Genomic DNA, 15,009 nt, shown 5'->3' with positions numbered 1-15,009 from the left:
ATTTCGGTCAAGCTGGCTGAGCAACGCGGCCCAGTCCGATGCCACTGCGCCGCGCCCGCCGCAGCAGGAAGATCACGATGGCCACGTTGAGCAGGTTGAAGCCGATGCCGTTGATGAAGGCCGCCTGGTAGCTGCCGGTCAGATCAAAAATGGCACCCGACATCCATCCGCCCAGCGCCATGCCGAACAGCGTGGCCATGAGCACGGTGCCCACCCGCGTGCCAGCCTGCAGCGGTGAAAAATGTTCGCGCACGATCAGGGCGTAGCTGGGCACGATGCCACCCTGGAACAGCCCGAACATGCCCGAGATCAGGTACAGCGGCACCAGGCCGTCAAAGGGCAGGAACATGAGCAGCGCCACCGTCTGCAGCACCGAGCCCAGCAGCAGCGTGCGCAGCCCGCCAATGTGGTCAGAAATCCAGCCCGAGAGGAGTCGGCTGGCAATGCCCATGCCCAGCATGATCGACAACATCTCCGCGCCCCGCGCGGCGCCAAAACCCAGATCGGTGCAGTAGGCCACGATGTGCACCTGTGGCATCGACATGGCCACACAGCACGATACACCCGCCACGCAAAGCAGCGTCTGGAGTGCGCCAGGCGAAAGGCCGAGCGGACGTTCGGTCGTCGGTGCGGTTGATGTCTTCAGGGTGGCATTGCTGACGGGTTCAGCGGCGGGCAACGCGGGCGGGCGCCGGCGCAGCACCAGAGCCAGCGGCAACATCAATGCAAGACAGAACACACCAATGCCGATGTAGGTCTGACGCCAGCCCACGCTGTCGATGAAGTGCTGCATCACCGGTGGCCAGAGCGCGCCAGCCAGGTAATTGCCGCTCATGCAGATGGCCAGCGCAATGCCCCGGCGGCGGGTGAACCAGCGCGAGGTGTCGGCCACCAGTGGTGCGAAGGTGGCCGAGGTGCCCAGCAGGCCGATCATCAGGCCCTGGGCGATACTGAACTGCCACAGGCTGGTGGACATGCCCGCTGCCATGAACCCCAGACCCAGACCGATCGCGCCACCCAGCACCGGCACCATCACGCCGAACCGGTCGGACAGGCGCCCCATGAGGATGCCGCCGAAACCGAACCCGATCATGGTCAGCGTGTAGGGCAGCGAGGCATCGCCCCGCGCCACGCCAAATTCGGCCTGGATGGGTGGCAGCACCACCGTCACGCCGTACATGCCCACACCACCCAGCGTCATCAGCGCCAGCGACACCACCAGCCGCCACCAGGCGTAGGCAGACTCAGCGGTGGGCGCTTCGCGGGTCATGTGCGTGGTTGCTGGCGGGCCTGCGCCCGCTCCAGGGTGCGGCGCGCCTCGTGCACGGGCATGCCGTACATGTCGGCAAAGGCCTCGACCGTCTGACCGCTGGCCTCGAATGCGCGCAGCAACGCCACCTCACGTGCCGCGCGCAGCGATGCCTCGGCCAGCGCGTCCTGCGTGAGCTGGTTCACTTCCTCGTCACGCCCCTGTACACGCGCGGCGTAGTCTTCGCGGCTGAGACCGGAAGCCTCGAAAGCCTGCAGGATGCGCTGGCGCAGCTTGGGACGCAGGTCTTCGCGGCTGCGCGCGCCGCGACGCCGGAACACCTCGATCAGCGCGTGGTGCACCTGCTCGGGCGTGAGGTCTTCGACCGGCTGGCCGTTCAGGTCGTGGCGCGGCAGGCCAGAGGCCACCGCCGTCAGGTAGCGCGTGGAGCGCGTGTGCAGCGCCAGCGCGGCCTTCAGCCCGTTTTTCTCGATGACATCAGGGTGCGCTTCCAGCAGGTCCTGAAAAATGCCGCGCTTGAGCGGCAGCAACACCTCGCCGAACAGCGCCGGATGCAGGCTGGCCAGCTGGTCCAGCACCGGGTGCTGGCGCGAAGGCGCCGGGACGGCAGGCCGATCGGCAGCGGGTCGCGGAGGCCGGCGACCGCGATTCGGCCGCTGGCCGCGTGTGCTACCGGCTGGCGGTGCCGTACTGACTTCATCTGATGCCGGAGCGGTGTTGTCGGGCGTGTCGTTGTCGGTGGCGTTCATGTGGACGTGTGAAGCAAGAAGGAGATGTGCCCGGTTTCTGGCAAGCCCGACATCATGCCAGCCCCGGCGATAGAGCGGACGCATGTCGCCATGCAGCCGGAGGAAACAGGCGCCGACGACGCAGGGGAAGCCCTCCCAGGGGTACCGCGGAGCCGGCTTCGCCGGACCACCTGTGCCGCCCCCTCGGGGGGGGCGCCGAAGGCGGCACGAACGGGTGGCGAGCTTGCTCGAACGCTCCTGAGCTGCCTCTTGTGCTTCCATGGTGGCGAGGGCCTGCCTGCCATCCAGCGCGACTGCGGTACGAAAGAAGGTGTTCCAGCCGGCAGGCCTGAAAGGCTGGTTTATATTGGTTCCAGCCGGACCATTTCCAGCCAGTCGACTCCGGTTTGGCTCGTATGCATCGCTACGGGCGAGCCCTGAGATACCCAAAGCCATTTGACGAAGCCGGGAAGAAACCAGACATGCACGAAATCATCTGCCCGCACTGCGGTAAGGCATTCAAGATCGACGAGGCCGGGTACGCAGACATCCTCAAGCAGGTGCGCGACAGCGAATTTGATCAGCAACTGCACGACCGACTTGAACTGGCCGAGCAAGACAAACGCAACGCTGTCGAGCTGGCCACAGCAAAGGTCGCTGGTGAACTGCAGAAGGCTGCCGCAGCGAAAGACTCAGAAATCCAGGAACTGAAGGCCAGGCTCGATGCCGGCGAGATCGCGCGAAGACTCGCCGTGGCCGAGGCACTGAGCGCGGTGGAGAAACAGCGCGACGCGCTCGCCAACGAACTGGAGCAGGCCAGGCGCGACAAACAAGCCGCATCCGAACTGGCCGAGGCCAGGCTCGTCAATGGCCTGCAGCAGGCAGCGGCAACGAAGGACGCGGAGATACAAGCGTTGAAGGCGAAGCTGGACGCCATTGAGGTGGCGCAGAAGCTGTCGATCAACGAGGCCGTGGGCACGGTCGAGAAAGAGCGCGACGACTTGAAGAGCAGCCTCGCACGCGCGGAACTTGAGAAACAACTTGCCGAGAAGTCGCTCAAGGACAAATACGAAACACAGATCAAGGACCGGGATGACGCCATCGAGCGCCTGCGCGACATGAAGGCCCGTCTTTCAACCAAGATGGTGGGCGAAACCCTTGAGCAGCACTGCGAGACCGAGTTCAACCGCATCCGGGCAACGGCATTTCCCCGGGCCTACTTCGAAAAAGACAACGACGCCCGCACGGGCAGCAAGGGCGACTACATCTTTCGCGACGCGGACGAAGCCGGTACCGAAATCGTCTCCATCATGTTCGAGATGAAGAACGAGAACGACCGAACCGCGACCAAGAACCGGAACGAAGATTTCCTGAGGGAACTCGACAAAGACCGCACAGAGAAGGGGTGCGAATATGCGGTGCTGGTCTCTCTGCTGGAGCCCGATAGTGAGCTCTACAACACGGGGATCGTTGACGTGTTTCACCGCTTCCCGAAGATGTACGTCGTGCGGCCGCAATTCTTCATTCCGATCATCACGCTGCTGCGCAATGCGGCGATGAACTCGCTGAAGTACAAGTCAGAGTTGGCGCTCGTGAAGTCGCAAAACATCGACATCACCAACTTCGAGAATGGCCTGGAAGAGTTCAAGAGCGCCTTCGCGAAGAACTACGACCTCGCCTCCAGAAGGTTTCAAACCGCCATTGACGAGATCGACAAATCGATCGATCACCTGCAGAAGACAAAAGATGCCCTGCTCGGCACCGACCGGAACCTGCGGCTGGCCAACGACAAGGCGCAGGACGTGACGATCAAGAAGCTGACGCGCGGGAACCCGACGATGGCGGCGAAGTTCGCCGAACTCAAGGACCAGAAGCCCACGGATGGTGGATAGCCGGGTATCGGTCGTGAATGGCCTGGGGAACCTTGATTTCAGCGGCGGGTCAGGGCTGGCCTCGGATATTCCAAGGTTGAGCCAGCAGAAGACGGTGAGGGCATTCCCCAGTTCGCTGGTCAGGCAGCCTGTGGAACGGCCGCAATGCCTCTCGCTCCGCCCTGTCGACGGCTGCCAGGCTGAAAGTGACGTCCGAGGGTCTGCTACCGTGCGGTATCCCAAGGCAACGGACTGCAGTCGGTCCTGTCACTGTGAAAACGCTTGCCCGTCTGTGTCGCTCGATGGGCCCGTCAGCGAGCGGCAGAGGCAGATGAGGGCCAAGCCTGCATCTTGAAAGCATCGACAAGGAACTCGATCAGCAGGCGCACTTTGGCCGAGACGAACTTGCGCGAAGGGTAGACTGCATACACACCGAGCTCCAGCGAGTGGAAGTCGGGTAGCACCTCCACCAATGTGCCAGCCTGCAAGTCGGGCCCGACCAGAAAAGAGGGCTGCAGCACGATGCCCAGATGGCGCAGCGCGGCCATGCGGCAGGTGTCGCCGTTGTTGCTGCGCAGGCGCGGTGACACCTTCACCGGCACCGGGCCATCGGGTCCGGTGAACACCCAGTTGTCGCCCATCGAAAACAGGCTGTAAGCCGCCACCGCGTGGTTCACCAGTTCCGAGGGGTGCTTCGGCGTTCCGTGCTGGCGCAGGTAGGTGGGCGAAGCACAAAGCACCAGGCGCGTGCTGGTGAGCTGGCGGCTGATGAGGGTGGAGTCAGGCAGGCGGGCGATCCGCACCGCGAGGTCAAAACCTTCGTCCACCAGATCGACCAGGCGGTCGGCCAGGGTCACGTCCAGCGTGACTTTGGGGTGCATCGCCATGAACTCCACCCACAGCGGCGCCAGGTGCAGCAGGCCAAAGGTGAAGGGTGCGTTGATGCGCAGCAGACCACTGGCCTCGCCGCTGCGCGAGGTGATCTCGGCCTCGGCCTCGTCCACGGTAGACAGCACCTCCTTGCAGCGGGCGTGAAACACCTCGCCCTCTGCCGTGAGCGAGAGCTTGCGGGTGGTGCGGTGCAGCAGCCGCACACCCAGGCGCGCTTCAAGTTCTGCCACGTGGCGCGACACCGCGGCCTTGGACATGGGCAGGGCGTCGGACGCGCCCACGAAGCTGCCCGCGTCAACCACTGCCGCGAACACCCGCATTTCTTCAAATCGGTCCATCGTGGATTGTATTAAATGAAGGAATAGTCAGTCTCATTGGAGCATGTTTATCTTTCTTTGTGGGACTTTTAAAGTTCATCCATCGCTTCACTTTCAATCCTTTTTTTCTGAGGAACCCACCATGAACACCACGACCACTTCCCCCCTGCAACGCCTGCTGAGCACCAGCGCCGGCTGGGCGCCACTGGCCCTGCGCATTTCCATCGGCATCATCTTTGTGGCCCACGGTGCGCAAAAGCTCTTTGGCGCCTTCGGCGGCCATGGCCTGGAAGGCACCGGTCAGTTCATGGACTCGCTGGGACTGAGCCCGGGTTACCTCATGGCGCTGCTGGCCGGCGCCGCCGAGTTCTTCGGTGGTCTGGCCCTGTTGATCGGTCTGCTGGTGCGCCCGGCCGCGGCCTTGCTGGCCGTGACCATGCTGGTGGCGATTGCCACCGTGCACCTGGACAAGGGGCTCTTCATGGCCAACAACGGCTACGAGTACGCGCTGGCTTTGCTGGCGGCCTCGGTCTCGCTGCTCATCAGCGGCGCGGGCAACGCCTCGGTGGATGCCACGCTGGCCCGCCGCGCCGACTGAGATTCATGGACCACACGGCGCCCCGGCGCCGCAGGAGAAACGCATGACCCGCTTGCCCACCGTTTTTGTGTCCCACGGCGCGCCCACCTTTGCGCTGGATCCCGGTCTGGCCGGGCCGCAGCTCAGCACCCTGGGCCGCGACTTGCCTCGACCCCAAGCCGTGCTGATCGTCTCCCCGCACTGGATGACGCAGGGCGCGCGCGTGGGCCTGTCTGCGCAGCCCGCCACCATCCACGACTTCGGCGGTTTCCCGCAGCCGCTGTACGAGATCGGCTACCCGGCCAAAGGCCACCCCGACCTGGCCCACCGCACGCTGGCCGTGTTGCAACAGGCCGGCTGGAGTGCCCACGGAGACGAGCGCCGCGGTCTGGACCACGGCGCCTGGGTGCCGCTGCTCTACCTTTACCCTGAGGCGGATGTGCCGGTGTTCCAGGTGTCGCTGCCTGCCACGCTGGACGAGGCCGGTGCCTGGGCGTTCGGCCAGGCGCTCTCGCCGCTGGCCGATGAAGGTGTGCTCATCGTCGGCTCGGGCAGCCTCACGCACAACCTCTACGAGTTCCGCGCCGGGCACGGGCATGAAGAGGCCTACGCCACCGGGTTCGTGGCCTGGGTACGTGAGGCCGTGCAGCAGGGTGATGGCGCGCGACTGCAGCGCACGCTGGAGATCGCCCCGCACGCGCAGCGAGCCCACCCCACGACCGAACACTTCCTGCCGCTGCTGGTGGCCGCCGGAGCTGCGGGCGACGGCGTGCCCGGACGCGTGATCGACGGCGGCATCACCCACGGTGTGCTGTCAATGGATGCTTTCGTGTTCGGCGCTGCTGCGCCGGTCCCTGCCTCGACCGCCAATGAAGCGCCACACGCATGCGCTCTTCGAGGTTAGACATGCCGAACATCGACCTTAGCGGCAAGACCGCCGTTCTCTGTCACCACCGGGGTTGCCTTGCGGGTGGAAGGGGGCATCGTCGACATTGTCTGAGCTTTTGTCCTGTGCCGTTCGGGGTCTCGCCCCGCGTTGGGCATCAGAAAAACGATTGTTCCTGGCTTCGGATCTGAGGTTGTCAACGTGGTCGTCAACGACCTGAAATCAAGGATTGCCCAGGGGGTGTGCGGCCCAAGCACAACCAGTGCGGCACCTTCACCGGCCCCTACCGGTAGGGTCTGGGCGAGTTTTCTCGGCGATCTGTGACGCCACGAAGCGGTGTGGTCGGTTTTGGCACCCGCTTTGCGAGCGCCGCTACCTGCCTTGTTGATAGAACCCGCGTGCAGCATCCCCCCCGCACGTGGAGCGCAGCGGCCTGGGCAGCGCGCCTGAACGGCTGGCACCGTGAGCACCGGTTCGCGCAGATACTTCCCTGTCGTCAAGAAGCGAAGGAGTTGGAGATGAGCCAGAGCATGCGTTGGTCAGAGAAATGGTTTCGCCGTGGCCTGTGGCTGGTGGCCTTTGTGTTTGCCTGGTTCCTGGTCGGGCTGGGCGGCACCATCGTGGGTGACCTGCCCCAGGTGGAGCAGAGCCAGTCGCTGGACGATTTCCTGGACACGCAACGGGCGCCAGCGTTGAAGCAATCCATTGAAGCTGCGCAACGGGCAGGGCGGGATGCGCAGGACGCGCTGGATCAGGCGCGCTTGCGGCTGCAGACGGCACAGGCCAACAACCGCGCGGCGCGCGAAACCTTCAGCAACTGGCTGGCCACGCGGCGCGCCACCGAGCGGCCCGAGCAGGACGAAGAACTGATTCGGCGCACCCGCGACCTCGACGCTTACCGACTGGCCGAGCGGGAAGCCCTGGCGGGGGTGGAGGCGCAAGAGCAGGCAGCCCTTGACGCTCGACAGACCGAGCAGCGTGCGCAAGACCAGTTGCGCGATCTGCAGGATGCCGCCCGCGACAGCTACCTGAGTGCCCAGCGGGCGCAGGAACTGCGCGTGTTCCTGTACCGCCTGGCGCTCACCTTGCCTCTGCTCGTGGCTGCGGGCTGGTTGTTTGCCAAGAAGCGGCACGGCACCTACTGGCCGTTCGTATGGGGCTTCATCTTCTTCGCGGTCTTTGCCTTTTTCGTGAAACTGGTGCCTTATTTGCCCAGTTATGGTGGCTATGTTCGTTATCTGGTCGGCATCGTGCTGACGGTGGTGGGTGGGCGCTACGCCATTCGTGCGCTGCAACGCTATCTGGAAAAACAAAAGCAGGTGGAGGCCCTGCCGGACAGCCAGCGCCGTCACGATCTGGACTACGACCTGGCGCTGAAGCGGTTGGGCAAAGGTGTGTGCCCAGGCTGCGAGCGTGCGGTGGACATGAAGGACCCACAAAACGACTTCTGCCCCCACTGCGGCATGGGCCTGAACAACCGATGTGGTGGCTGTCATGTCCGCAAGAATGCCTTTGCGCGGTACTGCCATGGTTGCGGAGCTCCGGCGTTGCCGGTGAAAAACTGACCTGTTTGACGTGTCTTAGGATGGTTTTGCCGTGTGTTGCGGCGTGGATCCTTGGGATCGCCAGCGGGCGGTGGCACAGGAAGAGGACTTCCTCCCCCGCGGGTGCGTGAGCGAGTGTTGCCTTCCGGTTGAAACCCCCGAAAGCCTCGAGCACAATGAGCGATGCAAAAGCCAGAGGGCCACATTCCGCAACACCCAGGCGATTTCCCAGCGCCCCAGGACAGCGAACAGCAGTACCGCCTGCTGTTCAACGCCCACCCACAGCCCATGTGGGTGTTCGACCATGCCAGCAAGCGCTTGCTGGCCGTCAACACCGCAGCCATCGCGCGCTACGGTTATTCCCGCGCAGAATTCCTGCGGCTCACCATCCTGGACATTCGCCGTACGCTGCAAGGCCAGCGCCTGACAGAGGCGCAAATAGACAAGGACCCGATCGGCTCCTATGGGCTGCGGGTGACCACCCGCTGGAAGCATGCCTTGAAGGACGGCGACCTGATCGAAGTCGAAGTGACATCCAGTGACTTGCTATGGGACGGGTGTCCGGCGCGGCTGGTGGTGGTGAACGAGGTGACAGAACGCATTGCCATGGAGCAAAAGGCTGAGCTGGCCATGCGCGAGACGAGCGCGGCGCGCGAACTGCTCGACCATGTGATCAATCGGGTGAGTGACTCCATTTTTGCCTTTGACAAGGACTTGCGGTTCTCCTACCTCAATGCACCCGCCTTGCGGCTCTTTCAGCGAGACAAACCCGAGCAACTGCTCGGTCGATACGTCTGGGACGAATACGAGCTGAAGCACGCACGTGTGTTTCACAACGCTTATGTGAATGCGATACGGACCCAGAAGGCCGAGGTATTTGAAGCGTACTACGCGCCGTGGGACAAGTGGCTGGAGGTTCGTGTTTTCCCCTCGCCGGAGGGCCTCTCGATCTTCTGCAACGACATCACCGAGCGCAAGCTGTTCGAGCGACTGCTGCTCGACCGCGAGCGCGATTTCCGCCTGCTGGCCGAACAGATGCCGGCGCTGATCTACCGCACGGCCCTGGAACCGTCTTATCCGACGATGTACATCAGTCCCTATGTCCGCCAGCTGGGGTACAGCGTGAGTGAGTGGATCGCCGATCCCCAGGTCTGGACCAATGCGTTGCACCCGGAGGACCGAGACCGCGTGATGGACGCGCTGTCGGGTGACCGCCTGGACGGTATCGACCACCAGATTCAGTACCGCATGCGAGAGGCGAACGGCAACTGGCGCCATTTTCGGGACCGGTCCCGGCGGATTGCGCCTTCCGATGGACTCCCCGCCTATGTGCAGGGCATTGCGCTGGACGTGACCGACCTGGTGGAAAGCGAACAGGCACTGCGCGAAAGTGAGGCCAGCCTGCGGCGCAGCGAACAGCGCTACCGGCTGGCTGCTGCGGGCGGGCAGGTGTGGGACTGGGACCCGAGGAGTGACCGGCTCAACTTCAGCGACGATTTCTGGCTGCAGCTCGGTTTCGATCCGGTCCCGGCCACGGTTTACCGCAGCCGTCTGGGCGCGCTGACCCATCCCGAGGACCTGCGCAGGCACCGCGATGCCTTGCGCCGCCACCTGAAGGCGCGCACACCCTTCGATTTGGAAGTGCGCGTCCGCGATGCGCTTGGCGAATGGCGCTGGATGCACATGCAGGGACAGGCCGAGTGGAACGAGGAAGGGCAGGCCATCTTCATGGCCGGCACCACCGTTGACATCAGCGCCCGCAAGAAGGCCGAGGCCGCGCTGCGCGAATCCGAGGCCTACCGGCGCAACTTGTTCGACCAGCTGGCCGACGGTGTGCTGCTGGTCGACCACGGCAACCGCATCCTCGACGCCAACCCGCAAGCGGTGGACATGCTGGGCTACGCGGGCGAGGGGCTGCTCAACATGTCGCTGGAGGCCTTGCTGGCGAACCAGAAGCCGACCTGTCCGGCCGACTTCCTTCAGCCGCGGTCGCCCAGTCCGGAGCCCCTGACAGAGTGGAACGTGGTGCGCCGCGATGGCACGGTCTTGCCGGTGGAAGTGAGCATCCGCGCCCTGGACGCCACGCGCTACATCGCGGTGCTGCGTGACATGACCGATCGCCGAGCTGCGCAGCATGCGCTGCTGACCTACCAGGTCGAACTCTCCGAACTCAATCAGCGGCTCATGAAGCAGGAACGGCACACCACACGGCGCCTGGCCCAGGCGCTGCACGACAACCTCGGCCAGTCGCTGGCGGTGGCGCGTCTGAACCTGGAGGCTGTGCTGGTCACGGCGGGCACCACCTTGCCACCGGTGCTTGCCGAGCAGTGCCAGCGTCTCGAAAAGGTGCTGGCGCAAGCGGTGCTGGATGTGCGTGAGGTGCTGGCGGACCTGCGTCCACCCTTGCTGGAAGAACAGGGCCTGGCGGCCGCGCTGGACAACGAAATCCGGACCGCGCCTTTGCCCCTGGGCACCGATGTGCTGCTGGAGGTCGCGGATGGCCTGAGCCGTCAGCGATGGCCGAGTGACGTGGAGTACAGCGCCTTCATGGTGGTGCGTGAAGCCATTGCCAATGCCCGCCTGCATGCGCAGGCATCGCTGATCCGGGTTCTGCTGGACGGCGATGCGCGCCGGCTTGATGTGGAAGTGATCGACGACGGCACCGGTATCCCGCCCGACATGTGGCAGGGACGGCCGGGCCACCTGGGCATTGTGGGCATGCGGGAACGGGCCATCTCCGTTGGTGCGCGCTTCGTCATCACCGCCGAACCCGGCGGGGGCACACGCGTGTGCCTGAACTGGGTGGCGCCATGAACCTGTATCTTGTCGACGACCACACCCTGCTGCGCGATGGATTGCGGGCGGTGCTGGAAGCCGCCGGACATCGGGTGGTGGGGGAATCGGCCGACCCGACGCAGGCGCTGGCCGACCTGCGTGATCTTGGTGCGGTGGTGGTGCTGCTCGATCTGCACCTGGGCCAGCGCTCGGGTTTCGAACTGCTGACCGAACTCCAGCGCCGCGCACCGCAGGCGCAAGCGATCGTGCTGACCATGTCGGCCCAGCCACGCCATGTGGCAGAGGCGCTGCGCCTGGGTGCGATGGGGTATGTGCTCAAGGGCTCGCCGGCCTCCGAGTTGCTGGGTGCGCTCGATGCGGTGGGCAAGGGACAGCGCTACATGGGTTCCGAGGTGGCCGAGCTGGCCGTGCAGGGCCTCACGGCGCCCGGAGACGATGCCCTGGACATGCTGTCGGTGCGCGAGCGCCAGATCGTGCTGATGGTGGTTCAGGGGCAATCCAGCGCCGAGATCGGACGCGCGCTGCACCTGTCCCCGAAGACGGTGGACTCCTACCGCAGCCGCATCATGAGCAAACTGGCCACGCCCGATGTGCCCGCCCTGGTGCGATTCGCCATCCGCAAAGGCTTGATCGACGCGGAAAACGCCTGAATCCAGGTGTGGCACACGATCCACCCACACACCGCATCGAGAACTCCCTACAGACGCAGCGCCGGCGGCTTTCTACAGTCGAAGAAGGCTGTTGATCTGGTGGCTCGCTGAGCCCGGACAGCCGACAGCGAGTTTCTCAATGCCCCACACGCGTTCGGCCGATCGCCGCGCTGAAGCCGGGTCGGGCGCACCGCCTCCCCGGGTCATGCTGGTGGTGGACGACCCGAGACGCCACGCCTTGCTGCAGCGGTGTGTGCGAAATCACCTGCCCGGCTGCAGCATCGTCGTGGTCGATTCGTACCTCGACGCCATGGATCGCGCCACCCGCCTGGAAACCCATCTGCTCGTGCTCGATCTGTCGATGGACAGCGTGCTCGTGCCCGCCATCAGGCGCTTCCTGGCGCGCGCCGCCCCGCAGGCCCTGGTGCACGTGTTTGATGACTCCCTCGACGGCACGACCGGTGCCGGAACCGATTGCAACCGGCCGTCCATTGTTCGGCTGAAACAGTCCTTCCATGCCCTGGCCAGCGGCCATTCCTCACCCCATTGAGACGCCACCATGCCCTCTGCCCTCCTGCCCCCTGATGAATCCCGTCGCCTCGCCATCCTCGATGCCCTGGGAGTGCTCGACACGCCGCCCGATCCGGTGCTCGATGGCATCGTTCGGGCCGCTGCCCAGCTGACCGGCTGCCCGTTCTCCGTCGTGAGCCTGGTCGATGCGGACCGGCAGTGGTTCAAGGCGCGACACGGCATCGAAGCGCAAGAGGGCCCGCGCGAGCTGGCGTTCTGTGCCCACACCATCCTCCAGCCCGAGCTGCTGGAGGTGCCCGACGCCAGGCTGGACGCTCGCTTTGCCGACAACCCGCTGGTCACCGGGGAGCCGCATGTGACCTTTTATGCGGGTGTCCCGCTGCTGGTGGATGGTCACGCCATGGGCACGCTGTGTGCCTTCGACCATCAGCCGCGCCAGCTCACCGACTCCCAGCGTGACATCCTGCGTGACCTCGCGCGGGCAGTGGAGCACTGCCTGCGCAGCCAGCACCTGCATGAGCAGGTCAGCCGAGCCAATGCCGAGCGCCGCGACCTGCTCGACCACATGCCGGATGGTGTGCTCATGCTGGACCAGGACCACCATGTCATTGACGCCAATCCGGCCGTCTTGCAGATGCTGGGATGCAGCAGGGGCGAACTCTTGTCGAAGCATGTGATGGATCTGATTCCCGAGGCAGAACGCGCTCGCCTCACCCGGGTCATTGCCGAAGGATCGGGTTCGGAACGTCGCCTGAACGAATGGCCACTCCTCCGCCGCGACGGCACCGCGTTCTGGGCCGAGGTGGGCACCCGCCGGGTGGATGCCCACCGCTACGTGTCGGTGCTGAGGGACATCACGGAGCGCCGGGCCCAGGATCAGAAACTGCGCTTGCTCTCGATGGCCATGGAGCAGTGCGCCGAGAGTGTTCACATCACCGACCTCGATGCCAACCTCGAGTATGTCAACGCCGCCGCTTTGGCCAGCTCGGGGTACGAGCTGTACGAGATGCTGGGGCAGAACCCCCGCATATTGCAATCGGGCCGAACCCCGCCGGAGACGTTCCGTGAAATGTGGGAACACCTGCTGGAAGGGAAGTCCTGGCGCGGCCGGTTTTTCAACCGACGCAAGAACGGTGTGGAATACCAGGAAGACGCAATCATCACCCCCATCCGCGACGCCAACGGTCGCATCACGCAATACCTGGCGCTGATGCTGGACGTGACCGAGAAGGAGCGCCTGAGCCATGAACTGGCCTGTTACCAGCAGCACCTGGAAGAGCTGGTGGAGCTGCGCACCGGAGCCCTGGTGAAGGCGCGACGAGCGGCCGAGGCCGCCAACGAAGCCAAGAGCGCGTTCCTGGCCACCATGAGTCACGAGATCCGCACGCCCATGAACGGAGTGGTGGGTTGCATCGACCTGCTTCAACGCTCGGCGCTTTCGTCTTACCAGCGCGAACTGACCGACACCGTCAGCGAATCGGCCCTGGCCTTGCTGACTATCATTGATGACCTGCTGGACTTCTCCAGGATCGAAGCGGGTCAGCTCAAGCTGGAAAGCGGCCCCGTCTCTCTGGTGCGACTGGCCGACAGCGTGTGCGACGCCCTGCGCACCACATCCGCCTCACGGTTGGTCGAACTTCGTGTGAACGTGGCACCTGAGGTGCCAGACTGGATCCTCAGCGACGTCGGACGGTTGCGCCAGATTCTCAACAACCTGCTGGGCAACGCCATCAAGTTCTCCGTGGGTACCGGGCGCGCGGGCCGGGTGGAGCTTCGGGTGCAGCCGTGTGGGCCGGAGCTTCCCGGGCACCTTGAAATCACCGTGATCGACAACGGAATCGGTATGGCTCCCGAGGCGCTGCAACGCATTTTCGAGCCCTTCGTGCAGGCTGAGAGCGCCATCACCCGCAGCTATGGAGGTACCGGTCTGGGCTTGTCGATCTGCAAGCGCCTGGCCAGCATGATGGGCGGCTGGATCGTGGTCGACAGCACCGCCGGACAGGGCTCCACTTTCACGGTGACCTTTCCCTATGAGCTGGCACAGGCCCCTCCCCGGACGGACACCGACTGGCCCACCCCCACTCTGCAGACAGGGCCTCGGTTCGCCATGGCCGGCAGCCCCCTGGTGCTGCTGGCGGAAGACAACGAGATCAACCAGAAGGTGATTGGCCACCAGCTCGCCCTGCTGGGCCTCTCGGTGGAGGTGGCCAGCGACGGGCTGGACGCATTGGCGCGCTGGCGTACCGGACGAGCCCAGCAGCGACATGCCTTGCTGCTCACCGACCTGCACATGCCGGGGATTGACGGCTACACGCTGGCCGCCACCATCCGGACCGAGGAGGGGGATGGCGCAAGAATCCCGATTGTGGCGCTGTCGGCGAACGCCTTGCGTGGCGAGATCGACCGCTGCCGGTCCGCCGGCATGGACGACTACCTGAGCAAACCGGTCCAGACCGACGATCTTGATGAAATGCTCAGGCGCTGGATGCCGCCGCACGAATCACAGAACGCTGGCCTGTTCGACGTGGACGTCTGTGAAGAGCTGGACGTGGTCGACGTGGAGCTGGGCCCCAGCGCTTACGACGACCAGGCGCTGGCAGGCTTGGTGGGCGACGACCCTGTCGTGCTGGCCGAGTTTCGCCAGCGCTTTGTGCTCACCGCATTCAGCACCATGGACGAGATGAGGCGTGCCGCCAGCGGCGGTGATGTTGCCACGCTGGGCAATCTGGCGCACCGACTCAAGTCTTCGTGCCGGGTGATCGGCGCCGTGTCGCTGGCTGCGTGCTGCGACCGCATCGAACACGCCGAACCCGGCTGCAGCGCCACACAGATGCACCGCCTGATGGCACAGATGGAAGACGAGTTGGCCCACGTCATGACCCGGTTGTCTGAGCACCAGGGCGTCGGGATTTCGGACACCACCAGCTGAGCCGGACCACCGCATGAAC

11 protein-coding genes are annotated in these 15,009 nt (G+C 64.7%); 8 read left to right on the top strand and 3 right to left on the bottom strand.

All coding sequences use genetic code 11. The features are described 5' to 3' along the window. Positions 1 to 7 precede the first annotated feature (7 nt). A complete protein-coding gene (locus Q7V46_RS14105; RefSeq protein ID WP_304914186.1) occupies positions 8 to 1,270 on the bottom strand; it encodes an MFS transporter in 1,263 nt (420 codons plus the stop codon). After that, on the bottom strand, positions 1,267 to 2,019 hold the full coding sequence (locus Q7V46_RS14100; protein WP_304914185.1) for a ProQ/FINO family protein: 753 nt from the start codon (positions 2,017 to 2,019) through the stop codon (positions 1,267 to 1,269). Before Q7V46_RS14100 ends, Q7V46_RS14105 begins: the two co-directional genes overlap by 4 nt. Positions 2,020 to 2,480: 461 nt before the next feature. Between Q7V46_RS14100 and Q7V46_RS14095 the strand changes: the two genes are divergently transcribed. Continuing rightward, positions 2,481 to 3,890 (top strand): DUF2130 domain-containing protein, encoded by a 1,410-nt coding sequence (locus Q7V46_RS14095; RefSeq protein WP_304914184.1) that lies wholly within the window; start codon positions 2,481 to 2,483, stop codon positions 3,888 to 3,890. 290 nt (positions 3,891 to 4,180) lie between these two features. Here Q7V46_RS14095 and Q7V46_RS14090 read toward each other — a convergent pair whose 3' ends face one another. Beyond that, positions 4,181 to 5,098, bottom strand: coding sequence for a LysR family transcriptional regulator (locus Q7V46_RS14090; protein WP_304914183.1), 918 nt, complete (start codon positions 5,096 to 5,098; stop codon positions 4,181 to 4,183). Between the two features lie 121 nt (positions 5,099 to 5,219). Between Q7V46_RS14090 and Q7V46_RS14085 the strand changes: the two genes are divergently transcribed. The 7 genes from Q7V46_RS14085 (at position 5,220) to Q7V46_RS14055 (ending at position 14,990) form a co-directional block, all read left to right on the top strand. Next, positions 5,220 to 5,675 carry a DoxX family protein gene (locus Q7V46_RS14085; RefSeq protein WP_304914182.1) on the top strand — a complete coding sequence of 152 codons (456 nt, stop codon included), beginning with the start codon at positions 5,220 to 5,222 and terminating at the stop codon, positions 5,673 to 5,675. A gap of 43 nt (positions 5,676 to 5,718) precedes the next feature. After that, positions 5,719 to 6,558 (top strand): dioxygenase, encoded by an 840-nt coding sequence (locus tag Q7V46_RS14080; RefSeq protein WP_304914181.1) that lies wholly within the window; start codon positions 5,719 to 5,721, stop codon positions 6,556 to 6,558. 500 nt (positions 6,559 to 7,058) lie between these two features. Further along, the gene (locus Q7V46_RS14075; protein WP_304914180.1) at positions 7,059 to 8,105 is read left to right on the top strand and encodes a serine endopeptidase; all 1,047 of its coding nucleotides are present in this window, start codon (positions 7,059 to 7,061) and stop codon (positions 8,103 to 8,105) included. Between the two features lie 162 nt (positions 8,106 to 8,267). After that, complete coding sequence (locus tag Q7V46_RS14070) at positions 8,268 to 10,898, top strand: PAS domain S-box protein (RefSeq protein WP_304914179.1); 2,631 nt, start codon at positions 8,268 to 8,270, stop codon at positions 10,896 to 10,898. Beyond that, positions 10,895 to 11,530: a response regulator transcription factor gene (locus Q7V46_RS14065; RefSeq protein WP_304914178.1), complete on the top strand. Its 636-nt coding sequence runs from the start codon at positions 10,895 to 10,897 to the stop codon at positions 11,528 to 11,530. Before Q7V46_RS14070 ends, Q7V46_RS14065 begins: the two co-directional genes overlap by 4 nt. Positions 11,531 to 11,669: 139 nt before the next feature. Beyond that, positions 11,670 to 12,080, top strand: coding sequence for a hypothetical protein (locus Q7V46_RS14060; protein ID WP_304914177.1), 411 nt, complete (start codon positions 11,670 to 11,672; stop codon positions 12,078 to 12,080). A gap of 9 nt (positions 12,081 to 12,089) precedes the next feature. After that, entirely contained in the window at positions 12,090 to 14,990 is a 2,901-nt protein-coding gene (locus tag Q7V46_RS14055) for a PAS domain S-box protein (protein WP_304914176.1), read from the top strand. The last annotated feature ends 19 nt before the right edge of the window (positions 14,991 to 15,009 follow it).

The sequence above is a fragment of the Hydrogenophaga sp. genome, assembly GCF_030651625.1.
GTDB lineage: Bacteria > Pseudomonadota > Gammaproteobacteria > Burkholderiales > Burkholderiaceae_C > Hydrogenophaga.
Note: the sequence above shows the minus strand (reverse complement) of the source record. Positions and strands in the feature narration are given on the sequence as shown.

Excerpts from the sequence above, each read along its gene's own strand:
- Q7V46_RS14105 (WP_304914186.1), bottom strand. The coding sequence starts at position 1,270 with ATGACCCGCGAAGCGCCCACCGCTGAGTCTGCCTACGCCTGGTGGCGG.
- Q7V46_RS14100 (WP_304914185.1), bottom strand. The coding sequence starts at position 2,019 with ATGAACGCCACCGACAACGACACGCCCGACAACACCGCTCCGGCATCA.
- Q7V46_RS14095 (WP_304914184.1), top strand. The coding sequence starts at position 2,481 with ATGCACGAAATCATCTGCCCGCACTGCGGTAAGGCATTCAAGATCGAC.
- Q7V46_RS14090 (WP_304914183.1), bottom strand. The coding sequence starts at position 5,098 with ATGGACCGATTTGAAGAAATGCGGGTGTTCGCGGCAGTGGTTGACGCG.
- Q7V46_RS14085 (WP_304914182.1), top strand. The coding sequence starts at position 5,220 with ATGAACACCACGACCACTTCCCCCCTGCAACGCCTGCTGAGCACCAGC.
- Q7V46_RS14080 (WP_304914181.1), top strand. The coding sequence starts at position 5,719 with ATGACCCGCTTGCCCACCGTTTTTGTGTCCCACGGCGCGCCCACCTTT.
- Q7V46_RS14075 (WP_304914180.1), top strand. The coding sequence starts at position 7,059 with ATGAGCCAGAGCATGCGTTGGTCAGAGAAATGGTTTCGCCGTGGCCTG.
- Q7V46_RS14070 (WP_304914179.1), top strand. The coding sequence starts at position 8,268 with ATGCAAAAGCCAGAGGGCCACATTCCGCAACACCCAGGCGATTTCCCA.
- Q7V46_RS14065 (WP_304914178.1), top strand. The coding sequence starts at position 10,895 with ATGAACCTGTATCTTGTCGACGACCACACCCTGCTGCGCGATGGATTG.
- Q7V46_RS14060 (WP_304914177.1), top strand. The coding sequence starts at position 11,670 with ATGCCCCACACGCGTTCGGCCGATCGCCGCGCTGAAGCCGGGTCGGGC.
- Q7V46_RS14055 (WP_304914176.1), top strand. The coding sequence starts at position 12,090 with ATGCCCTCTGCCCTCCTGCCCCCTGATGAATCCCGTCGCCTCGCCATC.